At 62.4% G+C, this 20,445-nt stretch carries 28 protein-coding genes; 8 read left to right on the plus strand and 20 right to left on the minus strand.

The features are described 5' to 3' along the window. Window positions 1–68: 68 nt before the first annotated feature. Together JRN21_07085 and JRN21_07090 are read right to left on the minus strand one after the other, a co-directional pair. On the minus strand, window positions 69–428 hold the full coding sequence (locus JRN21_07085; protein MDG6989074.1) for a hypothetical protein: 360 nt from the start codon (window positions 426–428) through the stop codon (window positions 69–71). Between the two features lie 78 nt (window positions 429–506). After that, entirely contained in the window at window positions 507–956 is a 450-nt protein-coding gene (locus JRN21_07090) for an acyl-CoA thioesterase (protein MDG6989075.1), read from the minus strand. 93 nt (window positions 957–1,049) lie between these two features. Between JRN21_07090 and JRN21_07095 the strand changes: the two genes are divergently transcribed. After that, the gene (locus tag JRN21_07095; protein ID MDG6989076.1) at window positions 1,050–1,658 is read left to right on the plus strand and encodes an MBL fold metallo-hydrolase; all 609 of its coding nucleotides are present in this window, start codon (window positions 1,050–1,052) and stop codon (window positions 1,656–1,658) included. Here the strand turns inward: JRN21_07095 and JRN21_07100 are convergent. From JRN21_07100 to JRN21_07125, 6 genes are all read right to left on the minus strand, one after another. Further along, entirely contained in the window at window positions 1,639–2,616 is a 978-nt protein-coding gene (locus JRN21_07100) for a threonine/serine dehydratase (protein MDG6989077.1), read from the minus strand. The genes JRN21_07095 and JRN21_07100 overlap by 20 nt on opposite strands. After that, on the minus strand, window positions 2,613–3,638 hold the full coding sequence (locus JRN21_07105) for a flap endonuclease-1 (protein ID MDG6989078.1): 1,026 nt from the start codon (window positions 3,636–3,638) through the stop codon (window positions 2,613–2,615). Before JRN21_07105 ends, JRN21_07100 begins: the two co-directional genes overlap by 4 nt. A gap of 39 nt (window positions 3,639–3,677) precedes the next feature. Beyond that, window positions 3,678–3,926, minus strand: coding sequence for a hypothetical protein (locus tag JRN21_07110; protein MDG6989079.1), 249 nt, complete (start codon window positions 3,924–3,926; stop codon window positions 3,678–3,680). 75 nt (window positions 3,927–4,001) lie between these two features. Further along, the gene (locus JRN21_07115) at window positions 4,002–4,298 is read right to left on the minus strand and encodes an elongation factor 1-beta (protein MDG6989080.1); all 297 of its coding nucleotides are present in this window, start codon (window positions 4,296–4,298) and stop codon (window positions 4,002–4,004) included. A 12-nt stretch (window positions 4,299–4,310) separates the two neighbouring features. After that, entirely contained in the window at window positions 4,311–4,493 is a 183-nt protein-coding gene (locus tag JRN21_07120; GenBank protein ID MDG6989081.1) for a DUF1610 domain-containing protein, read from the minus strand. A 385-nt stretch (window positions 4,494–4,878) separates the two neighbouring features. Continuing rightward, window positions 4,879–6,027 carry an NAD(P)/FAD-dependent oxidoreductase gene (locus JRN21_07125; protein ID MDG6989082.1) on the minus strand — a complete coding sequence of 383 codons (1,149 nt, stop codon included), beginning with the start codon at window positions 6,025–6,027 and terminating at the stop codon, window positions 4,879–4,881. A gap of 59 nt (window positions 6,028–6,086) precedes the next feature. Between JRN21_07125 and JRN21_07130 the strand changes: the two genes are divergently transcribed. From JRN21_07130 to JRN21_07140, 3 genes are read left to right on the plus strand one after another with little or no spacing between them, the layout of a single operon-like run. Beyond that, entirely contained in the window at window positions 6,087–6,431 is a 345-nt protein-coding gene (locus tag JRN21_07130) for a peptidyl-tRNA hydrolase (protein MDG6989083.1), read from the plus strand. Next, window positions 6,428–7,642 (plus strand): tRNA pseudouridine(13) synthase TruD, encoded by a 1,215-nt coding sequence (truD, locus tag JRN21_07135; protein MDG6989084.1) that lies wholly within the window; start codon window positions 6,428–6,430, stop codon window positions 7,640–7,642. Before JRN21_07130 ends, truD begins: the two co-directional genes overlap by 4 nt. Window positions 7,643–7,687: 45 nt before the next feature. After that, window positions 7,688–8,683: an NAD(P)/FAD-dependent oxidoreductase gene (locus JRN21_07140; GenBank protein ID MDG6989085.1), complete on the plus strand. Its 996-nt coding sequence runs from the start codon at window positions 7,688–7,690 to the stop codon at window positions 8,681–8,683. A gap of 1 nt (window position 8,684) precedes the next feature. Here the strand turns inward: JRN21_07140 and JRN21_07145 are convergent, their stop codons facing one another. Genes JRN21_07145 through JRN21_07155 form a run of 3 tightly spaced genes read right to left on the minus strand, consistent with a single transcriptional unit; the run spans window position 8,685 to window position 11,295 of the window. Further along, window positions 8,685–9,146, minus strand: a complete 462-nt coding sequence (locus JRN21_07145; protein ID MDG6989086.1) for a 50S ribosomal protein L15e — start codon at window positions 9,144–9,146, stop codon at window positions 8,685–8,687. A 38-nt stretch (window positions 9,147–9,184) separates the two neighbouring features. Beyond that, window positions 9,185–10,096 carry a hydroxyacid dehydrogenase gene (locus JRN21_07150; protein ID MDG6989087.1) on the minus strand — a complete coding sequence of 304 codons (912 nt, stop codon included), beginning with the start codon at window positions 10,094–10,096 and terminating at the stop codon, window positions 9,185–9,187. Next, window positions 10,081–11,295, minus strand: coding sequence for an FAD-dependent oxidoreductase (locus JRN21_07155; GenBank protein ID MDG6989088.1), 1,215 nt, complete (start codon window positions 11,293–11,295; stop codon window positions 10,081–10,083). Before JRN21_07155 ends, JRN21_07150 begins: the two co-directional genes overlap by 16 nt. A 53-nt stretch (window positions 11,296–11,348) precedes the next feature. Between JRN21_07155 and JRN21_07160 the strand changes: the two genes are divergently transcribed. After that, on the plus strand, window positions 11,349–12,554 hold the full coding sequence (locus JRN21_07160) for a redox-regulated ATPase YchF (GenBank protein ID MDG6989089.1): 1,206 nt from the start codon (window positions 11,349–11,351) through the stop codon (window positions 12,552–12,554). On the opposite strand, the gene JRN21_07165 is transcribed toward JRN21_07160, so the two are convergent. The 8 genes from JRN21_07165 to JRN21_07200 all read right to left on the minus strand — a co-directional run bounded on the left by JRN21_07165 (window position 12,534) and on the right by JRN21_07200 (window position 18,839). Next, a complete protein-coding gene (locus JRN21_07165) occupies window positions 12,534–13,157 on the minus strand; it encodes a 30S ribosomal protein S3ae (protein ID MDG6989090.1) in 624 nt (207 codons plus the stop codon). The genes JRN21_07160 and JRN21_07165 overlap by 21 nt on opposite strands. 34 nt (window positions 13,158–13,191) lie before the next feature. Beyond that, on the minus strand, window positions 13,192–14,472 hold the full coding sequence (serS, locus tag JRN21_07170; protein ID MDG6989091.1) for a serine--tRNA ligase: 1,281 nt from the start codon (window positions 14,470–14,472) through the stop codon (window positions 13,192–13,194). Then, complete coding sequence (locus tag JRN21_07175; protein ID MDG6989092.1) at window positions 14,469–14,747, minus strand: hypothetical protein; 279 nt, start codon at window positions 14,745–14,747, stop codon at window positions 14,469–14,471. Before JRN21_07175 ends, serS begins: the two co-directional genes overlap by 4 nt. Next, a complete protein-coding gene (locus JRN21_07180; GenBank protein MDG6989093.1) occupies window positions 14,744–16,150 on the minus strand; it encodes a DHH family phosphoesterase in 1,407 nt (468 codons plus the stop codon). Before JRN21_07180 ends, JRN21_07175 begins: the two co-directional genes overlap by 4 nt. Before the next feature lie 14 nt (window positions 16,151–16,164). Further along, window positions 16,165–16,614: a 30S ribosomal protein S15 gene (locus tag JRN21_07185; protein MDG6989094.1), complete on the minus strand. Its 450-nt coding sequence runs from the start codon at window positions 16,612–16,614 to the stop codon at window positions 16,165–16,167. Window positions 16,615–16,678: 64 nt separating this feature from the next. Continuing rightward, window positions 16,679–17,347, minus strand: a complete 669-nt coding sequence (locus tag JRN21_07190) for a Kae1-associated serine/threonine protein kinase (protein ID MDG6989095.1) — start codon at window positions 17,345–17,347, stop codon at window positions 16,679–16,681. Next, a complete protein-coding gene (tsaD, locus tag JRN21_07195) occupies window positions 17,322–18,311 on the minus strand; it encodes a tRNA (adenosine(37)-N6)-threonylcarbamoyltransferase complex transferase subunit TsaD (GenBank protein ID MDG6989096.1) in 990 nt (329 codons plus the stop codon). The genes JRN21_07190 and tsaD overlap by 26 nt, the downstream gene beginning before the upstream one ends. A 6-nt stretch (window positions 18,312–18,317) precedes the next feature. Next, on the minus strand, window positions 18,318–18,839 hold the full coding sequence (locus tag JRN21_07200) for a hypothetical protein (protein MDG6989097.1): 522 nt from the start codon (window positions 18,837–18,839) through the stop codon (window positions 18,318–18,320). A 90-nt stretch (window positions 18,840–18,929) separates the two neighbouring features. Here JRN21_07200 and JRN21_07205 point away from each other — a divergent pair, with 90 nt between their 5' ends. From JRN21_07205 to JRN21_07215, 3 genes are read left to right on the plus strand one after another with little or no spacing between them, the layout of a single operon-like run. Beyond that, on the plus strand, window positions 18,930–19,361 hold the full coding sequence (locus tag JRN21_07205) for a hypothetical protein (protein MDG6989098.1): 432 nt from the start codon (window positions 18,930–18,932) through the stop codon (window positions 19,359–19,361). Between the two features lies 1 nt (window position 19,362). Further along, window positions 19,363–19,659: a hypothetical protein gene (locus JRN21_07210; protein ID MDG6989099.1), complete on the plus strand. Its 297-nt coding sequence runs from the start codon at window positions 19,363–19,365 to the stop codon at window positions 19,657–19,659. Then, complete coding sequence (locus tag JRN21_07215) at window positions 19,640–20,017, plus strand: SCP2 sterol-binding domain-containing protein (protein ID MDG6989100.1); 378 nt, start codon at window positions 19,640–19,642, stop codon at window positions 20,015–20,017. The genes JRN21_07210 and JRN21_07215 overlap by 20 nt, the downstream gene beginning before the upstream one ends. On the opposite strand, the gene JRN21_07220 is transcribed toward JRN21_07215, so the two are convergent. Next, window positions 20,014–20,445, minus strand: a complete 432-nt coding sequence (locus JRN21_07220; GenBank protein ID MDG6989101.1) for a Zn-ribbon domain-containing OB-fold protein — start codon at window positions 20,443–20,445, stop codon at window positions 20,014–20,016. The genes JRN21_07215 and JRN21_07220 overlap by 4 nt on opposite strands.

Genomic DNA, 20,445 nt, shown 5'->3' on the forward strand with positions numbered 1-20,445 from the left:
GCGAGGAGTGCCATGTGAAGACCGTCAACCGGATGAGCGCGAAGGCCGAAGAAGACTCAAAGGGCGGCTCAGGCTGAAGCGCAGGCCCGCCTCAGCTCTCGTATCAGAGTCGAACACTCGGTGAACCTCTCCTCGTCCTCTTCCCTCCTGTAGCAGTCCAGTGCCCTCTCATAGACTGAAAGGGCGCTTAGAGCCTTGATGGTGGGGGTGACCGTCGGCTCGGAGAGTATGAGCCTCCCGGCGGTCTCATACCACCCGGCAGCGTCTTCATATTGCTCTAGCTGGTAGAAGCAGCTCGCTATCGACTCGCAGGTCTCCACCTTCTGAGGAGATGAGGAGAACTTCTCGAACTGTTCCTTCAATATGTAGACCGCGGCGTTGCCACTGCGCATCCTGTCGACCCTGAACCCTTCGGAGAAGTCGCGCACGTCCCCGAGCAGCGGCCGAGCACCCTAAGTGCGACGTGCTCTAGTTTTCTTGAGCCGGCAATCAAAGTCCGGCAGGTGTCACCGGCTCCGAATCACTGCCTGGGCCGCCTCCCGTAGCTTCCTCCTTGCGAGGGCCTCCCTGAAGCGTCTCTTCTCCTTGGGAGTGGTCGGAGAGAGAGGAGGGATAGGGGTGGGCTTCCCCTTTTCGTCGAGGGCGACGTAGGTCAGAAAGCAGGACCCCGTGTGGGTCCCTCTGCGGGTGGACGGGTCAACCGCCTCTATCCTGACCCCAATCTCCATCGATGTCGTCCCGACGAAGTTCACCGCCGCCTTCATCATGAGGAGGTCCCCCACGAATACGGGTGCGTAGAAGTCCATCCTGTCGATCGAGGCGGTGACCACGTTCTTCCCCGCGTGCCGCCAGGCCACGATGGCGGCTATCTCGTCCATGTACCTCATTATCGCCCCACCGAAGACGTTCCCCAGGACGTTGGCGTCGGTGGGCATCATCAGCCTCGCTGTAGTCATCTCAGACTCCGACGGCTTCTTACCCGCGGGGCTCAAGTCCGGGCCTTCCCGTGCAGTGGAACTTGATAAACGTGAATCTGCCGCTGTGCGCGCGTGGCACTGGTGGTGAATCAGATCCCGGTAGGGCCCATGTCGAACATGGTCTACCTCGCCGTGGACCCGACGACGCGGGACGCAGCGGTCGTCGATTCGGGGTGGGAGACGGGGCCTATAGAGAAGGCGGTGGCCGAGTCGGGCGCCCGGGTGAAGTACATCGTGGCCACCCACGGACACTTCGACCACATGTCTACCATGGGAGAGCTCGCCGGGAAGGTAGGAGGGAAGCTGGTGGCCCATGAAAACTCCACGGCGGAGTGCGACCTTAGGGTCAGGGACGGAGACGTGCTCGAGGTCGGGCGGGCGGCCCTGAAGATCCTCCACACGCCCGGCCATACCGAGGACAGCGTCTGCATCTATGGAGGGCGCGAGGTCTTCACCGGGGACACATTGTTCGTCGGGACAATCGGGAAGTTCGACCGGGAAGAGGCGAGCGCTATGTACTCGAGCCTTTACGACGTCATCTTCAACCTCCCTCCGGAGACCGTCATCTACCCTGGGCACGACTACGGCGAGGTGAGGTCGAGGACCTTGAGGGAGGAGCGTGTGTCGAACCCGTATCTTATGGCGCGGAACGTCAGGGAGTTCATTTCCGCCTTCGCGTGATGATGGACCGGAGGAGGTCCACTGCAATGTTCCCCCCGCTTATCACCAGCACAACCCTGTCTCCCGGTTCTCCCCTCAGTGGTCCTTTCATCGCGGCCAATGGGGACGCTCCCGCGGGTTCCGCCAGGACACGGGAAAGGGAGAGGAGGTCGAAGATGGCGTCTTCGATTTCTGAGTCGCTCACGAGGCCGATCTTGTCGACGAACCTCCTTGCCGCCTCAAAGGTGAGCTCCCCCGGGGCTGCCGCCTGCATCCCGTCGGCGATGGTCCGACCCGGGTCGACCCTGGTCACCCTCCCCAGCCTCACGGACTCGAGCATGGAAGGGATGGCGACGGTCTCGGCGCCGTAGACCCGGGCTCGGGGGATAGACTTCTTCACGGCGATGGCCACCCCGGATATCAGACCCCCGCCCCCGATGGGCACGGCCACCGAGTCCATCTCGGGGAGCTGCCTCACCATCTCGAGGCCGCACGTCCCCTGTCCCGCGATCACGACGCTGTCATTGAAGGCATGGACGAAGGTGAGACCCCGCCTCTTCGCCTGGACCAGGGCGCTCTCGTAGGCCCCGTCATACCCTTCTCCATGCCTCAGGACGGTCGCGCCCTGTTCCTGGATGGCGGCAAGCTTCTGCGGGTTTACGTTCTTTGGGACGCAAATGGTGGCAGACGCCCCGAAAAGCCTGGAGGCGTAGGCGATCGCGAGCCCGTGATTCCCCGAGGACGCTGTGATCACACCCCTCTTCAGGTCGGCCTCAGGGAGGGAGAGCAGCTTGTTTAGTGCGCCTCGCAGCTTGAAGACGTGGATAGGAAGCGACGTCTCCAGCTTGAGATACGTCCTCCTTCCTAGCAGGTCGGACGCCCCCTTGGAGTATTCGAGGGGGGTCTCGGGGACGTACTTGCGTACCCTGACCTCGGCCCGTTTGATGTCGGCAAGGCTTGGCAGGGAAGGAGGGGTCAACCGAACCACTTCTCCAGTGTCTCAGACTGGGCTGCCTTGGTAGAGTGTACCCTGGCTATGGCCGCCTCCACCCGGTCCCTAGAGAAGGAGTGCTCCCCCACTAGGAAGGAGATCACCCTTTCCCTGTCGAGGGGTTTCCAGACCGGTTGTACTCCCTTGACAGACGGGGCGTCGAGGTATAGCTTCCTTATCGCCGCGTAGTCGACCGCCTCCAGCGGCTTGCTGAGCTCCCTGACTTCTTCGAGCTTCCCGTACTTCTTCAGGTACTTCAAGGCGGTAGCCGGACCGACCCCCTCGAACCCGTCCGGGTTGAAGTCGGTCCCAAGGAGTATCGCGTAGTCGACGAGCTGCTCGCGGGTCAGCCCCGTCGATTCGAGCACAGAAGACAGGGTTATCCTTTCTGGCACGACGTTGATCACGATCCCCTTGCTCGGGAGCCGCCTCTTCCCCGAAATCGTGACGTTGCGGACGAGGACTGGGGCGCCGAAGACCAGCGAGTCGTGGTCCTGGGACGCCACCGCACCCACCGACCCTTCGATCGCCATGACGGAAGCCTGCGCTTCCCCTTCCGACGGCGCATCCACCCAGGGGATCCCCATGGCGTCCAGGAGCTCCTTGGCGTCAGCAACCATGTCCCGCCTGAGGACGGTGGAGGCTTCGGCGTACTTCCTGGCCTGGGCCACCTCTCCCGCCTGTAGGGCCCGGAGATACTTGTCCTTCGCTTCGCGCCTCGCTTCGGAGCGGCGCCTGATCTCCTCCATCTTGAGCTCCGGCGGCTTCCCGTCGAAGACGTAGACCAGCTTCATCCCAAGTTCGAGCAGGTTCACGTTCCTGTAGAAGAGGCCCGAGATGTGCGAAGTCACCCTCCCCTGGGAGTCCTTCAGGTGACCCCCGTCCATGCCGCGGATTATCGCTAGGAACTGGTAGAGGGTGTTATAGCCGTCGACCGCGAGCTTCCACCCGGATATGTCTTCCAGCTGTATCTTCTCGCGTGGAATGGAGTCCCCGAAGTCGACGCCCACGCTTTAGCTCGCCTCGGCCCGGCCGATATATCGGTTAGGTCACTCAGCCATGCGGGGCATCCGAAGCTCCTCTAGGGGCTTCTCCTGGAACTCTATCCGCCTTTTGTCCTTGGACACCCACCTTATGGAAATGAGGCCGAGGATTTCAAGCTGCATGAGCACCTTGTCAAGCTCGTTCGGAGAGCACTTGCTTCCGTTCTTGTTCAGCGCCTCCAGGAGTTCGGAGTCCGTCGCGTTCTTCTTCTCCTTGATCCACTCGAATGCTGCATATCTGAGAGGGTATCTCATGAAATCCACACCGCTGTAGAAACGGCGTGTTCAGGGTGCCCCCGGCGGTATAAAAGGTATCAGTCGATGGCAGGGTCAGGACGGCGGCTGCGGTGGGAGTTTGCTAGACATCCGGCTCACCCCTGTCACCTCGTACTGGCTCACAAGAGGAGCCTTGGAAACCGCGTCTTCGATCCTGTCAACCACGCCTTCCTCTTCCGGCGCGACCACGTCGACGATGACGGCCGACAGCCCGAAGGCTATGGGCTCGACCCTCTGGCTTTTGATGCGGGCGGGTTCCGGGAGGTGGGCTGCGACCGAATCGGTGAGCTTCTGAAGGTCGGTCGCAGGGTCCTCAGGAAGGAGCTTGATTCTGATCAGGTAGGAACCCAACGGGCGCGCCTCCTAAGGCCCTTCGAAGCCGCAGTTGACGCATTTGTATCTCCTGGAGAACTTCCTGCATTTTTCCGAGCGCCAGATGACTGTCTCGTGGCAGCTCGGGCAGCTGAAGTGGACGGCCCTCTCGGCAGGCTTGATGGGCCTGTTGCATGAATTACAGAGGGGGAGCGTCACCGTGCCCTGGGACATTTCTTAAGGTCCCCTCCCGCCCCGGCAGATATAGGTTGCTGAAACGGGCTCTGTTAACTTGATTTTGGTTCAAGGTTCTCCCTGTTAACCGACTGGTGTTCCCTCCTAACCCAAAGACCCGGATGGCTCCGCCGCTGACAGTCACGATTAGCCCAAGGGCGGGGACAGACCGACTAGGCAAGACCGCCTTGAGTTTCACAAACCACAACTCCGCCGATAACGACGATGATCAGCCGAATGGTTGCCCCCCACCGGTCAAAACTCGGTTGGCTCAAATGCCCCCTCTCTCCTCCTTCAGACCATTTGAAGCGTGGGCCGTTAACCACGCCGGGGCCGGACAAGTCGGCCAAAGACGGGTTAACAGAGCCCTGGAACGGGGCGGGTCTCACCCCTCCACGAGGAGCGACCTGACCTCCGCCGAGGCCACGACCCTGGCGATCCTGAGAAGCCCTCCCACTCCCAAGGCGCCAAGCAGGGCGGTTGCGTGGAAGTCGAAGTCGGTCTGCGAGAGCCTCAGGACCAGCTTCGGGGTCGCCAACGATGTGAAGACCGCCTCGAGGTCGGAGTCGGAGAGCTTCTCGAAGACCCCGCGGAGCCTCAGCATGGCCTTCATCTCCTTCAGGAAGGCAACCTCCCATTCCCTCTGATACCGTTCGAGCAGCGCGGGCTTGTCCTGTTCGATGCTGGCGCAGGCCCATTTGGCCGCCATCACGGCCCCGGCGATGGAAGTCATGATCCCCCCCGCCGTGGTAGGCTTGACCTGGCCCGCCGACTCTCCCACGTATATCTTCCTCCCTTCCACGAAGTCCGCGGCTGGCCCTCCGACATAGATCGGCGCCGTGACCCGCCTCAGCACGTTGAAGCTCCTCCCGGCGAGGAACCCTTCGAGGGCTTTGTAGGGGCTCACCCCGTATCCCGCGGCTCCCACCTTCGCCCTGTGCCCTCCGAAGGGGATGACCCAGGCGAAGAACCCCGGATACCTTGCTGCGTCCACGAAGACCTCTACGACGTGTTCCCTTATCCAGTCCCCCTCCAGCTCGTACTTGGCCGCAGGGATTATGCCTCGACGGGGGCTTGACGCCGGTCCCGTGGCGTCCACGAAGAGCTTCGAAATCACCTTTTCCCCCCCTACCGAGACTTCCATCCGGTCTCCTTTCTGCTCCGCCCTGGCGACGCGCGTTCGGAGGGACACCACGGCCCCGTTCCTTTCAGCCGACGCCGCGACTTCCTTGTCAAACGCGCTCCTGTCCAAGACGACGACGTCGAGGGCCGTGGCGTTGACGGCGAAATGCCTCCCCGAAGGGGAGTGGAACACCGCCGAGAAGATCTTGTTCTGCACAGACGCCGGTCCCGGAGGGTAGCCGTACTTGCGCAGGCCCCTGAGGCTCACCAGGCCGTCGCACTTCTCAGGCTCTCCTATCTCAGGGTGCTCCTCGGCCACGAGGACCTTCGCCCCCCTCTTCGCCGCTTCGGAAGCAAAAGCCAGGCCGGCGACGCTCCCGCCGGCGACCACCACGTCGTACTCGTTGGTCACGTCCCAGGACTTTACAAAGCCTTAACCAGACTCGTAATAACCATTGGCAAACGCCGTCAATGAAGCAGGTCATAGTCGTGAGGTCGGACCTCAAGATGGGGAAGGGGAAGATCGCGGCACAGGTCGCGCACGCGTCGCTTTCAGCAGCCGAGATGGCTCAGCGGAAGCCCGCTTGGTATGAGGTCTGGAAGGAGGAAGGGCAGGCGAAGGTGGTGTTGAGGACCCAGTCCGAAGCAGAGCTCCGAGAGCTGTTTCAGAGGGCGAGGCGCGCTGGGCTCCCGGCGGCCCTGGTAGAGGACAGGGGGCTGACCCAGGTTGAGCCCGGGACAGTCACCTGCCTGGGGATCGGACCGGGGCCCGACGGAGAGATTGACGAGATAACCGGGAACCTCAGGCTGCTATGACCGAGCCCCCGACGGCGGAAAGAGCGGTGGGGATGGAGCTCTATGCTACTCCAGGGCCGCCCTGCGCAGGCCGCGCGAAGGTCACGCCGGGAGACTTCAGGGTCGAGGAAGTCATCGGCGCGGAAGGGCTGGAACGCGAGTGGAGCGCCGGGAAGTACCCGCTCTATCGGGTGGAGAAACGATCCATAGACACGATGCACATGGCGAGAGAGCTAGCTTCGGGGCTGAAGAGCAGGGTCAGCTACGGAGGGATGAAGGACAGCAGGGCCGTCGCGGTCCAATACGTCACCCCTACGAGCCTCAGATCATCTCGTCCCGCGCACGTGGAGGGGGCGAGGTATGAAGCCTCGCTCGTAGGGTACCTCCCCAGGCCGCTTTCCCGCTCCTCTGTGATCGCGAACAAGTTCGAGGTGGTCCTCAGGGACTGTTGCAGGGAGATCGGCGAGAGGGTCGCCGAGGCGCTCCGACTGGCCGAGGCCAGAGAGCTCCCCAACTACTATGGTCTGCAGAGGTTCGGAGCGACGAGCCCCGGCACCCATTCGATAGGAAGGGCGATGGTGAAGGGAGATTTCGAAGGCGCCGTCAACCTGCTCATCGGCAAGGGAACGAAAGGCGAGGAAGACGCTCCCCTCCCAAAAGGCAAAGACATGGAGACGAGGGTCTCGAAGGCGGTTGCGTCTCACCCTGGCGAATGGGTCAGGGCTCTGAGGGCGGTCCCCGTCAGCCTGCGCAGGCTCTACGTGCAGGCGTACCAGTCGTACATTTTCAACAAGGCCCTCAGCACGGCCCTGAAAAGGGGCGAAGACCTCTCGGGGTGCCGGCGGGGGGACAACTGGGCGTCTTGTGGGGAGAACGGCCTCCTGCTGTCGAAGGTGAGAGGGGTCAAGGAGGACCCGATCGCAGATGCTGTGCCGCTGATTCAGATGCCTGGATATGCCTACCGCGACTATGGGTCGCGGTTCGACGCGTGCACGGGCGAAGCGCTGAAAGCAGAGGGGGTCATCCCCGCCCAGTTCTACCTGAAGGAGATGCAGGAAGCCTCGTCAGAGGGCGGGTTCAGAAGGCCCCACCTGGCCGTAAGGGATGCCAAGTGGGACGTCCAAGAAGGGACTGTGAAGCTGAGCTTCACGCTTGCGCGGGGTCAGTATGCCACAGTCCTCCTTCGCGAGATGCTGAAACCCCAGGACCCGGCGGCATCTGGGCTCTTCTAGCCCCGAACCCTTATACAGGGTTCAGGGGGGCCAGCCAAAACGCCCATGCCTGACGACGTTTATGACATCACCATAATCGGCGCGGGTCCCAGCGGCCTCTTCGCGACATTCTATGCCGGACTGCGGCAGATGAAGACCAAGCTGATCGACGCGCTCGAAGAGCCGGGAGGCCAGGTGGCGGTCTTGTACCCAGAGAAGTACGTCTTCGACGCGCCTGGCTTCGCAAAGGTGCTCGCGAAAGACCTCGTGAAGAACCTAGTGGAGCAGGCCTTCCAGTACAATCCGACCGTGGTCCTTGGAGAGAGGGTGATGACCCTGCGCAGGGACAACGGACTGATCGAGCTCGGAACGGACAAAGGGACGACCCACGTTTCGAAGGCGGTCCTGATCGCGGCAGGCGTCGGAGCATTCTCCCCCAACAGGCTTGACGCCCAGGGCGCCTCGGACTACGAAGGGAAGGGAGTGTACTACTTCGTCAAAGACAAGAGCGCCTTCAGCGGGAAGAGGCTCCTTGTCGTTGGCGGTGGGAATTCGGCCGTGGACTGGGCGCTGAACATACAGGGGATCGCCAAGAAGATCACGCTGGTCCACAGGAGGGACGTGTTCAGGGCCCATGAGGGGAGCGTTTCCGAGCTTATGAAGTCGGGGTGCGACGTACGGCTCTTCCACGAGGTCAAGAGCGTAGAGGGAGACGGGTCGAAGGTCACTCAGGCGGTCATATTCGACAACCGGACGAAGGCAGAGGAGACGATCGACGTCGACGCGATACTGGTCAACATAGGGTTCCGGGCGGACCTGGGGCCCATCAAGGACTGGGGGCTGCAGATAGATGGGAGAGAGATCAGTGCGAACGGGAAGATGGAAACGAGCATCCCTGGGGTGTTCGTCTCAGGAGACATAGCGGGACCTCTGGACGGCGTGAAGCTCAACCTTATCGCGACCGGGTTCGCCCAGGCGGCCACGGCGGTGAACGTCGCAAAGGCGTACACCGACCCTACCTCTAAGATATTCCCAGGCCACAGCAGCGAGATGAAAGGGTAGCCTAGTCCAGGATCCCGAGCACGCGCTTGTAGTTGTAGTCGGCCCTGATGGCCGGGTGCTCCGGGTCGATCAGCACGCACTCATACCAGGCATGCATCCCGTCCTTCCACACCGGGTAGGAGCCCAAGACCTTCATGTTCGGATGCCTCTCCTGCACCCTCCTCTCGGCGACCTGCTGGGACGAGACCGCCGATTTTATCTTGAGGACCCCCATGTGCTTGGGTCTCCTCCCTGACGTGGGGCGCTGCTTCCTCATCCCGCCCCGCGAGACCCTCATCCTCACCACGATCACCCCTTCCTTCGCCTTGTAGCCCAGAGCCCTCGCCCGGTCGAGCCTCCAAGGGCGGTCCACCCTTAGGAGGGCGGGCTGCTTCCTCAACTCGACGGCCCTGGACCTCATGTCCCCTCCCTTCTCGTGGAGCACCTGCTGCCAGGTCTTGGAGATCCGAGCGTAGACGGGCATTCGGACGCCTCGTTCGCTGTCGGCAAATAAACGTTGAGTCAGCTCTTCGAAAAGAAGGCTCTGACCTTCTCCCCTACCACCACGATGGCGTTGGTCTGCGCCTCCTCGGTCTGGCCCCCTATGTGGGGTGTGAGTATGGTGTTGGGCGCCTTGAGTATGTCCCCCGTGGGTGGCTCTGCCTCAAAGACATCGAGGGCTGCGCCCCCGATTTTCCCTGCCGCGAGGGCCTTGGAGAGGGCGGCCTCGTCTATCACGCCTCCCCTAGAGGTGTTCACGACCACGCTCCCCCTCTTCATCCTTGCCAGCCTGGCGGCGCCGACCATCCCAACCGTTTCGGGAGTCATGGGGACGTGCAACGTGATGTAGTCAGACGAGGAGAAGAGCTCGTCCAGGGACACCGCCCTGGCTCCGACCGGAGAGAGCAGGTCAGGGGAGATGGGGATTACGTCGTACACGAGAACGGACATGCCCAGCGTCCTCCCGATCTCCGCTATCCGCCTTCCAATCCTACCGAACCCGACTATGCCGAGGGTCCTCCCCTTCATCTCCCTCCCGACGAGGGCGTTCTTCTCCCACTTACCGGATTTCGTGCTGACGTCGGCTTCGACCAGCTTCCGGCTGAGGGCAAGCATCAGCAAGACCACGTGCTCAGCCACCGCCTCGACGAGGGACTCGGGACTGTTGACCACGGTCACCCCCTTCTCCTTCGCGTAGCTGACGTCTACGTTGTCGAGGCCGGTGCCGGGACGGGCGACCAGCTTGAGGCGCCCCGCCCTGTCGAGGACTTCCCGGTCAACCTTCGTCCTGCTCCTTACAATCAGCGCATCGTACTCCCCAGCCACGGTCAAGAGCTCGTCTCTGGTTATGTCAGGCCGGTAGTCCACCGTTATATCTGGGCCCAGCGAAAGCCGTTCGAGCTCGACGTGGTCGCAAATCAGTACCCTGACCATGACTTCAACCCCAGCCGCGCCGTATCAGACACCGGCGATATATCGGTTGAACCTAAAGGACCGTAGGCCAGCGACGCAAGGGTCGAACCGTTGGGGATCGACGATAGGAGCCCACCTGGATCGGGATTGAACCTTCCCACGGTCTCCACGCTCACAACCCGACCCCTTTGGTCATATGCTATGGCGCAGACGGAGCACGGGTCTTGCTTTGAAGCGACCGTCGCCACTCCCTCTCGAGAGCGCAGGCTTGCCATAGGCGGCCCGTAGCGGAACCAAGACAGCCCGAAGATCACTGAGAAGAAGCTGCGTCCCGGGCGGAAGCTGACCTCGCCACCTGCAGCGTTCGCCCCTGCGACCCTCCCCGAAGCCGCCGGAAGGTTCAGGGTACCCTCGGGAGAGACCAGCCCCGATGGTTCGGCGCAACCGCCCGCGGCGTACACTGTCTCGGCCCCTGTCCTGAGAAAAGAGTCGACGACGACGCCCCCCGAATGCCCGAGCCGGGCCGGAAGTGAGGGGACCCGCGGCCGCCTCAATGGGACCTGGACAAAGGTGTCACATGGGATGACTTCACCTTCCGCTATCATGGCCTCCACCCGGCCTTGGCCGACCACCCGGCTGGCCTGCCCGGTACGCAGAGAGACCCCCCTTTCTGCGGCGCCCGCGGCGATCGCTGCCATGGCGCCTGCACCTGGTGCGCCGAAAGACCAGCAGGAAGCGACGAGCGCCACCTTCCTCCCCCCAGCCGCGAGCCTCTCCGCAACCTCAAGCCCTCGGACGCCTTCCCCTGTCACCACAGAGCGTTCCGACCCCGCGATGGAGCGCCCAAGTTGCTCGTACTTGTATGGCGCATCCAGAAAGTATGACCCTCGCTTCCCTACCCCCTCGACCCCCCTTGAGCCGTTCGAGGTCCCGGTGACTACGACTATGGCATCCGCCCGCAACGTCGGCCCCGACGCCGTAGTCGCCTGGGCGGGACCGACAGAAACGATCTTCGTCCCGAGCTCGACCGGGACCCCTGCTTTGTGCGAATCGGCAGTGCCGGACAGGAGGCTGCCGCCGATCAGGTCAGGCCAGGCTCTCCAGGGGGGGTCCAGCCTCTCAGACTGGTCGACGACCGTCACGTCTGCCCCACGTTCCAGTGCCTCCCGGGCCGCTTCCATCCCCGCCGTGCCACCCCCCACGACCACGACCCTGGGCAACCGTCCTCGTCCGGCCTGAGACGGTTATAACAGGCGGGCAGAACGGCCGCAACGTGCTCGTGGGAGTCGTCGGCAAACCTAATGTCGGGAAGTCGACCTTCTTCTCAGCCGCGACCCTGAAGGACGTGCAGATCGCCGATTACCCGTTCACGACCATCAAGCCGAACGTCGGCGTGGCACATCTGTCTGTAGAGTGCGTCTGCAAGGAGATGGGGGTCACCGACTCTCCCCGCAACTCGACATGCCTTGATGGGAAGAGGCTGGTCCCGGTGAAGGTCGTAGACGTGGCGGGCCTGGTGGAAGGGGCGGCCTCCGGGAAGGGGCTCGGGAACCAGTTCCTCGACGATCTGAGGCAGGCTGACGCGCTCATCCACGTGGTCGATGCGTCAGGCTCGACGGATATCGAAGGCAGGAAGGTCCCCCCCGGGAGCCATGACCCGGCCCAGGACATAGACATGGTCGAAAGAGAGTTCGATCTCTGGATGTACGGGATACTGAAGAGGGACTGGGAGAGGGCGACCAGGTCTCTAGAGCAGACCGGGGGGAAGGTAGTGGAACACCTGGCTGAGAGGCTGTCGGGGCTCTCTGTGACGCTGCCTGACGTCGAAGAAGTGGTGCTCAGGCTGCACCTCAGGACCGAGAAACCGAGCGCCTGGACTGACGGGCAGATCCTGGAGCTTGTGAGGGAGACCAGGAAACTGACGAAGCCTTCGCTTCTCGCGGCTAACAAGGCAGACCTGCCCACGTCGAAGGCGAACATCGAGTCGCTCAGGAGGACCGGGAGAGAAGTGGTGCCATGCGCATCCGAAGCCGAGCTTCTCCTCCGCAGGGCCGCCGAACGGGGGCTCGTGACCTACTCCCCTGGCGACCCAGGATTCGCCGTGAAGGACCCGGGAAGGCTCACCCCCGCCCAGGCGGGGGCGCTCGCCATGGTCGAGGAGAAGGTGATGAGAGCCTACGGAGGGACCGGGGTCCAAGAGGCAGTGAACAGGGCCTTCTTCGGCCTCCTCAGGGCGGTCGTCGTGTTCCCCGTCGAAGACGAGACCAAGCTGACAGACAGGGAAGGGAGGGTCCTCCCCGACGCCTTCGTGATGAAGGGAGGGTCGACGACCCTCGACCTCGCCAGGACTGTGCACACAGAGCTAGCAGAGGGCTTCCTGTACGCGGTAGACGCCCGGACGGGGAAGAGGCTCGGAGCCGACCATCCTCTGAAGAACAGGGATATAGTGAAGATAGTGTCAAGCGGCAAGAGGGGCTAATGGCTCGGCCTTCCTCGCCGTAGGCCTCGCAATCAGCTTGCTCTTCCTGACCCCGACGTGCCTGAGACGGGTCACCTTCTTGGCTTCGTTGTACACGTCAGACGCCACCTTCTGGAGGACCAGTTCCTGGGCGAACCCCTCGTAGCTCATGCCGGCGGCCTTCTCCCCGATGACCTTGTCCATGATTAGGCGGAGGTCGTGCTTCTTCGAGCTGTTCATCTTCCCCTGGGAGAGCGCCGTGCAGTAGACTCTGACCACGTAGCCGTCCTTCGTGGTGTAGTCCCTTATGAAATCGGACATCGAAGAACCGCGGCGGATCAGGCTCCTGAGGAACTCCCTGGAATATTCGTGCCCCTTGAACACCGTGTATGCCGTCTCACCCTCGACCCTGTCGATCTGGAAGAAGAGCTTGAACGCGTAGTGCTGGGGGTCCTGCTTCAGGATGTCGTAGAGGGTCGTCTCGATGACCCTGCCTTCGGGCTTCTGGACGTCTGTCAGCGGGACCTTGGCTATGGGGGCGTTGCCGAAGGACGGAGAGGCGGTGACGGTCACCCACGACTTCAGCTTCCACTTGTCCCTCACTTTGGCTACTTTCTTCGGCAAACGAAGGCGCCCCGCCCGTCTCGCGCTTATAACCTCAGCGCTGCTGTAGCGCGCCTATCTTCCCCATGTAGGGAGCCAGGGCCTTCGGAATCTTCACGGTGCCGTCCTTCTCCTGGAAGTTTTCTAGGATGGCCACCAGCGTCCTTGTGACCACCCCCGTGGAGTTGAGGGTGTGGAGCGTCGCTGTCGGGTCGCTCTGCTTGTCCCTGTACCTGATTCTCGACCTCCGGGCCTGAAAATCGGTGATGTTGCTGGCAGAGACCATTTCCCTGTACTTTCCCTGCCCTGGAAGCCAGGCCTCGAGGTCGTAGGTCTTGGCAGACATGAACCCGGTGTCTCCGCCACACAGGGTGACGACCCTGTGTGGTATCCCGAGGTCTTGGTAGATCTTCTCGGCGTTCGAAATGAGCTCCTCGTGGAGCGTCCAGCTGTCCTCGGGCCTGCAGAACACCACCTGTTCCACCTTGTAGAACTGGTGGCCCCGGAATATCCCCTTCGTGTCTTTGCCGTGGGCGCCCGCTTCCACCCTGAAGCAGGGGCTGAAACCGCAGTACTTGATAGGGAGCTCGGACGCCCGGATGATCTCGTCGGAGTGCATCGACACCAGCGGGTGCTCAGAAGTCGCTATCAGGTGGAGGTCTTCGCCCTCGACCTTGTAGATGACCGGACCGAAGTCGTCGAGGTTCACGACCCCCTCATATGCAGACCGGTTGAGCATGAAGGGCGGCTCCACGGCCACGAACCCCTTGGACCTGAAGAAGTCCAAGGCATACTGCATTATAGCGTGCTCCAGCTTGACGGCATCCCCCTTCAGAAAGTAGAAGCGCGCTCCCGCCACCTTCGCCCCCCTCTCCATGTCCACCATCCCCAGCGAAGTCAGGATGTCTATGTGGTCCCTGGGCTTGAAGTCGAACTCGGGCTTTCCGCCCCAGGTCCTCACGGTCACGCTCTCGGACTCGTCCTTTCCGTCGGGGACGCTGGAGTGGAGCATGTTGGGGAGGCTCATGAGGGCCTTCGTCAGCCTCTCGTTCGCCTTGTCTGCCTCTAGGTCAAGCCCCTTGATCTTCTGAGGGATTCCTTTGACCTCTTCGAGTTTTTCCTCTATCGGAGCCCCCTTCTTCTTCAGGGACGCCACCTCCGCCGTCAGGTCGTTCTGCCTGTGCCTGAGCCTGTCGGCTTCGGTCTTCAGCTTCCTCCACTCTGCGTCGGCGTCGGCGGCCTCCTTGACGAGCGGGACCTTGTCCTGGGCTCCCCTCCTGGTCAGGTTCACCACTATCGTCTCGGGGTTTTCCCTGACCAGTTTGATGTCCATCATGTCGACTTCACACCCTTGGGCCGACCGTCTGTCCTACGCGATAATAGCGATATCTCCTCGAAGAGCGCGATGTCCCGTAGAAACGCAAGGGCGGTCGAGAGGGACGTCGAGACGGAGTCCGAGTCGATGGAGAAAGTGATCCCTCTCCCGCTCTCTGCGACCGAGATTTTGAGCCCCTTAGGGAGCCCCTCGTTGTCAGGGGCGAGTACAGAAGCGAGCCGCTCCCGGATCCTCTTGTCAGCGCAGGTCACTCTGAGCGCTGCGGAGGCCTTCAACTCAGGACCCGTGCCTCGACGGCCTTGGAGAAGGTTCCGACGGCGGACGAGGGGATCTTGGCCCCCGCTGCCATCTCGTGCCCTCCCCCGACCCCCTTCACGGCCTCGGCCGCTTCCCTCATTATCGCCCCCAGGTTTACCGAGCCGTCGAAGGAATCGCCTACTCGGGAGGAGACCTTCACCTCGGACCCCTGACTCGCTGCGGTCCCGACGACGACCTTGGCCTTGAACTCCGGAGAAGAGGTCAGGATGGAGATGACCGGGCCGAGGAGCTTCTCGTCCACTATCCCTTCGCCGTTGACAAAGACCAGCTTTCCGTGTCCTTCTATCCTGGACCGGTCGGAGGTGATACCTTCCAGGGCCTTGTTGATCCCTGATCTGTACGCCGCGAGGACCTTCGTCGCGTCCTTGAGCGCCTGGGACCTGTCTCCAAGGCAGATGGAGACCCCGACCCCGGGAGCGCCCATCCTTCCGCAGGAGTTGAGCAGGGTCCCGAACTCTCTCGCGTCCCTCAGCGGGGTGAACGTGTCCTCGAACCGCTGCACATAGACCTCTCCGAAGAGGCCCGCGAGCGCCTCGGTGGACCCTTCTTCGGCCCCCAGTGCCCCCGCTATGATCTCCGTGAGGCCCTTCTTTTCCTCGTCGGAGAGCGAGGAGATGGTCCTCCAGGTCCCGCCGTCCTTCAGCTTCATCCCCGACTGGTGGAGCAAGGCGAGGACCGCGTCCTTGCTCCCGGTGAGGCCCTTGAGGAACGGCGTCGAAGTCAAGGCGACTGCTTCGTGGATGGGCCTGGTCTCCCTCCCTGTGAACATGAGGTCGGTCGACGCCGCAAGGAGCCCGGTTGACCTGGCGGCATCCATGGCGGACCTGTTCAGGCCGGTGAGGGACCTCCCCTCCCCGGAGTCCTGGCGGTCCGCGAGCGCTCCGACCACCGCCAGCGGGGCCAGGTCCCGGTTAGCCGGGTCCACCGCCTCCGAAAAGAAGTAAGCCATAGCGGACGAGCATGCCTCCCTCCCCCCGTCGTAGCCGTAGTTCCAGGCGTTCACCACGACGGGCTTCGCCGCGTCTGCTTCGGAGATCTGATGGTGGTCGATTATCAGGAACCTCTCCCCGAGCGCCGCCTGTAGTTCGCTGACGAGGGCCGAGCCCAAGTCGGTGAAGATGTGAAGGTCATAGCCTGCGCCGCCGATCTGTTCGATGGTCTTGAGGTCGAGGTCCGGGACCGCCCTCAGGGTGACGTTGGCCCCTTTGCGCATGAGAGACGCGAAGACTATCGAGCCGCTGCAGAGGCCATCGGCGTCGATGTGTGTTACAACCAGGATCTTCTTCCCCCCAGTAGCGGCGCTGAGTATAACCGGGACGAGACTCAGGTACCTCGCCCGGAGACCATCGAGGTCAGCCAAAGGGGCCTCGCCAGCTATGCCAGCTGCGCGACCACGGCGGTGTACTTGAAGTCGGGCGGGAGGATCCCTCTCTCCTTGTAGTACTTTGAAAGCCTGTAGATCTTTGCTTCCACTAGTTCCAGGGAATGGACGTTCTTCCTGTCGCTCTTGTGGGTCCCGAGGTGTTTCTGCACCCTCTGGGCTCTTTGTATCAGGTCCTGGAGGTCCTGCGGTGTCTTCGGGGCGGCCTTCCCTTCGGCCAGTATCTTCCCGAGGGGCTTGCCTGCGAGGGCCCTGATCAGCGGTACTCCATAGTCATCCCTAAGCGACAGCCCTATCTTGCTTGGAGAGACCCCCTCCTTGGCGAGCTTCAGTGCGACGGTCCTCGCTTCTTCGGGAGTCGTGGTAACCCACGTGGGGTTTGTCTTGCTTGGGGGCCTGGTCTGGTGAGACTTCCCGTGTCTGTGAGAGTGAATGCGGGCCAATCTTTGTTCGAGAAGGCGAGTCCATTCCGCTCTGCTGATAAACGTTGCCTGCGTTTTGGCCGTTTCACACGACTCTGGCGTAACGCCCCCGGCGCTCTATGCTCCTCAGCTGTCTCAGGACCGACCTGAACCTCTGCGACCCGACCTCGGAGGCGTAACCGCGGAAAAGAGAGTCCAGGGCCGCCTGGGCGACCCCCGGATGCGCACCTATGAGGGTCTCCTTGATGAGCCTCAGGTCGACCGCGTGGTCCTCCAGCCTGTTCGTGCGGGCCGAGAGCCCGAAGTCTATGAAGACCAGGTCCCTCCCTGTCTTCAGCACGTTGGCGGTCGTCAGGTCCCCGTGCATTATCCCAGCCATGTGCATCCGAGCCGCGCTCCTTCCGAATCCCTCGAAAGTGTCCTCCGCCTCGTCCGTCCCTAGCGACCCCACCAGGTCCCTGAGCCTGTCTCCCCGGACATACTCCATCACCAGAGTAGCACGGGGGAGGTCCATGGCATAGAGGAAGGGAACACGAACCCCGGCCCTCTTGGACTGCGCCATAATCTCAGCCTCCCGGACGGTCCTCTGCCGCCTTATCGAGTCGTCGAGGGCCGGGAGCCGGTAAGGGAGCGGCTTCCTTGACTTGAACACCGCCTCCAGCCCCTGCCACTCTCCCAGAGTGATGTCTGCCTCGGCCCCCCTGTAGATGAGGGTCCCAGGAGGGACCTCAGCTTCGCCAGGGCGTGTCGACACCGTCAAGCCTCCATGACTGCCTGACCCTCGCTTCTTGAACGGGAATCCGGGAGCCCGAGCTGTAGGCTAGCCACCCAGTCCAGGCTATCTGAGCCCCGCAGTCTCCGCTGTACTCCAGAGGGGCGGAAGCCATAGCGGCGGAGTGCCGCCCCGCCATGACGGTCATCATCTCTGAGAGCCTCCTGTTGGCGGCAACCCCCCCGACTATCATGACCTCCCGCTTGCCTGTGAACGCGAGGGCCCTCTCTGTGACTTCTGCGACCATGGCGAATGCCGTCTCCTGGACCGAATATGCGACGTCCTTGAACGAGGTCCCCCCGTCGATCATCGTCTTGGAGGCGGTGAGGAGCCCCGAAAAGGATACGTCGTTTCCCTTGACGGCGTAGGGGAGCCTGCGGTATCCGCCTCCCATGGCCGCTTCTTCGATGGCACGACCGCAGGGCGAGGCGAGTCCGTGATGCCGCCCGAGCTGGTCAAGCAGTTGCCCCAGGGTGAGGTCGAGCGACTCGCCCAGGATTCTCCATCGCCCTCCCGAGTGAGAGATTATCATGGTATGGCCGCCCGACACGAGGAGCACCACCGGGTCCTTCATCCCCGTTAGAAGGCAGCCGAGCTCGATGTGTCCCACTGCGTGGTTCACAGGGACCAGGGGGACGTCGAGACCAGCCGCCAGCGTCCTGGCGACGACCCCTCCGACTCGGAGACAGGGCCCGAGTCCGGGTCCCATGGCGTAGGCTACGGCAGAGATCTCGCCCAGGGGGACCTTCGAGGCTTCCATGGCGTCAGCTACGACGGTGGAGGCGGAGGCGAGGTGGCTCTGCGACGCTTCGAAGGGGTGTATCCCGCTCCCTTCAGGGGCCTTGTAGATCGACTTGGAGTTGGAGAGTATTTCCCCCTGGGACGACACGACAGAGACGGAGAAAGTGTGCGCCGTGCTTTCGACGCCGAGGACGAAGCGCTTCATCGGATCCTACAACTTTCGGGATTGGCGGTAGAGGTCCCCTAGCAGGTTGACGTAGGGCTTAACCTCTGAAAGAAAGTCGTCAAACTTGCCCCTCTCGAAGGTGGCGCTGTGCTTCCCCCCTTCCTCGGTTATTTTGGCGGCGAGGACGATACCCCCGCTCCGGTCAGGGTTCGGCTTCAGCTTGGGGAAGTGGATGAGCGCACCGTAGCCTATCTTCTTCCGCCCGACCGTGAAGACCACGTTGTAGTACATGCTGAGCGTTTTGGTGAACTGGGCGAGTTGCTTCTTCCTGCTTTCGCTCCGCTTCACCTGTTCGAAGTCAGCCTCGGACAACCTGTCTATCATCTCCTTGAGGAGCTTCATCTCGCTTACCTTGTTGGTGTATCCAGCGTACTCGATTGGCAGCTGGTAGACGCTGTTCATGACCGAGTCCCAGTTGTCTATCACAGCAAACGTGGCGGTGTCCATGTTCATTTCGCGCTTGAGCTCGTCAGAGAGGATGTCTTCGACGGTGAACTTCTTCGGCACAGGACCGCCTGGGGAGCGCGTCTAGTTATGGTTAACTCTTAGTAGACCACCCCCGGAAGTCGGGATGCGGAGAAGCGAGGGAGAGGGCGCTTGAAGGGGTCGATTCAATCCCTCCACGTCGCCTGTTTCACCCATGAGACAGAAGACGAGGGGAGGGTGGCAGAGGCCCTGGCGTGGCTGGTGGGACCAGGGACCATCCCGGAGGTGGAGGAGCTCGAAGGGCACTTCGGGAACGCGATCAGGAGGGTAGAGCTCAAACTGACGGGGAAGGAAGCCGAAGCCGGGTTCAGACAGGCGGTGTCGAGGATGCCAAGGACGGTCGTGGAAGAGATAGCCGGTGAAATACCCTCCTGCATGGATGAGCACGGAGCGCTCTTCGTCAGGCTCGACAAGCAGCAGCTCGTGCTCGGAAGGGTAGCCCTCGGCTCAGCGGACCCGGTCAGGCTGAAGGTCAAGCCCAGGGGGGACATCATCAGGGGTGGGGCCCGCGAGTTCTACCTTCGCCTGCTGCGAGGAGGGTGAAATGGCGAAGCGGTACGTGCTCTTCGTCGCCGAAGACGACCTGACAGAAGGAGACCTGAGGGCCCTTTCGGAGTCCCTCGAAGAAGAATACGGCCAGGCCAGGGTGATTGCCGTCCCCGGACGCCCGAGGGCCGTGATCATCCGGACGCTGCAGAAGTTTGTCCCCTCTCTGCGCGACCCCGCGACGTCTCCCCGGGTCGGCGGGAGGAGGCTGATCCCGCTGTCGACCTCGGGGGCGGTCGGTAACCTCAAAAGGAGAGCAGGAGGGGCGGCCCCGCATGGCAAAGTTCATGAGTGATGAGTACGTCTCCCAGGTGCAGGCAACCCTGGTCGCCGACCCGAAGTGGTCCGAGTCGACGAAGGCCCTGAAGACAAGCATCGCTTTCAACGTCACCGATGCCGGCCAGAACTTCATCCTCACGGTGGAGAATGGGACGTCCACGTTCCAGAAGGTCCCCCCGGGGTCGGCCGCAGAATTCTCCTTCGACGGGACCTACGATGTGTGGTCCAAGGTGGCGAAGGGGGAGGTGGACATACAGGCAGCGGTCCTGAAAGGGGAGCTGAGGTTCAGGGGCTCCCTGACGAAGATCCTTGCCTACAGGGACAGGTTCATCAGAGTCGCCGAAGTCATGAGGGACGTGCCTAAGGAGTTCTAGGAAGGCACGAAGACGTAGTAGGGGTTCCCTCCTTCTCCGGTCCTCGTCTCGATCCTCACCTTCATGCCTGGCTCCGTAGTCTCTGGATCTGCTCCTTCGAGCCAGGCCAGCGCCTTCACCCCGTCTCTGAACTCCGCGATAGCTATGATGTAGGGCCCCTTTCCCTCGAAACTCGCCGGGGTCACCCTGACCTGGGTGAACGTCACCAGGCTCGCCTCCGTGCCGAGGTCGACCCATTCTGATTGTGACGCCATGCAACCGGGGCAGTCGGACTGCGGGGGGAAGGAGATGCGGCCGCAGTTCGCGCACTTGGTGGTGACGAACTTCCCTCGGCTCAGAGACTCCCAGAACTCGCGAGTCTTCGAGATGGGTATGTCGAACCTGAGGGTCAGGGTCCTCCTCGAGCGAAGCTGTGGAAGGTCGTCCAT

The sequence above is a fragment of the Nitrososphaerota archaeon genome, from assembly GCA_029785825.1.
In the GTDB taxonomy this organism is placed as follows: Archaea; Thermoproteota; Nitrososphaeria; order Nitrososphaerales; family Gagatemarchaeaceae; genus UBA183.

Bases quoted from the DNA above. Each gene is read 5' to 3' on its own strand.
- JRN21_07090 (MDG6989075.1), bottom strand. From the start codon at position 956: ATGACTACAGCGAGGCTGATGATGCCCACCGACGCCAACGTCCTGGGG.
- JRN21_07110 (MDG6989079.1), bottom strand. From the start codon at position 3,926: ATGAGATACCCTCTCAGATATGCAGCATTCGAGTGGATCAAGGAGAAG.
- JRN21_07120 (MDG6989081.1), bottom strand. From the start codon at position 4,493: ATGTCCCAGGGCACGGTGACGCTCCCCCTCTGTAATTCATGCAACAGG.
- JRN21_07130 (MDG6989083.1), top strand. From the start codon at position 6,087: ATGAAGCAGGTCATAGTCGTGAGGTCGGACCTCAAGATGGGGAAGGGG.
- truD (MDG6989084.1), top strand. From the start codon at position 6,428: ATGACCGAGCCCCCGACGGCGGAAAGAGCGGTGGGGATGGAGCTCTAT.
- JRN21_07140 (MDG6989085.1), top strand. From the start codon at position 7,688: ATGCCTGACGACGTTTATGACATCACCATAATCGGCGCGGGTCCCAGC.
- JRN21_07145 (MDG6989086.1), bottom strand. From the start codon at position 9,146: ATGCCCGTCTACGCTCGGATCTCCAAGACCTGGCAGCAGGTGCTCCAC.
- JRN21_07150 (MDG6989087.1), bottom strand. From the start codon at position 10,096: ATGGTCAGGGTACTGATTTGCGACCACGTCGAGCTCGAACGGCTTTCG.
- serS (MDG6989091.1), bottom strand. From the start codon at position 14,472: ATGATGGACATCAAACTGGTCAGGGAAAACCCCGAGACGATAGTGGTG.
- tsaD (MDG6989096.1), bottom strand. From the start codon at position 18,311: ATGAAGCGCTTCGTCCTCGGCGTCGAAAGCACGGCGCACACTTTCTCC.
- JRN21_07210 (MDG6989099.1), top strand. From the start codon at position 19,363: ATGGCGAAGCGGTACGTGCTCTTCGTCGCCGAAGACGACCTGACAGAA.
- JRN21_07215 (MDG6989100.1), top strand. From the start codon at position 19,640: ATGGCAAAGTTCATGAGTGATGAGTACGTCTCCCAGGTGCAGGCAACC.
- JRN21_07220 (MDG6989101.1), bottom strand. From the start codon at position 20,445: ATGGACGACCTTCCACAGCTTCGCTCGAGGAGGACCCTGACCCTCAGG.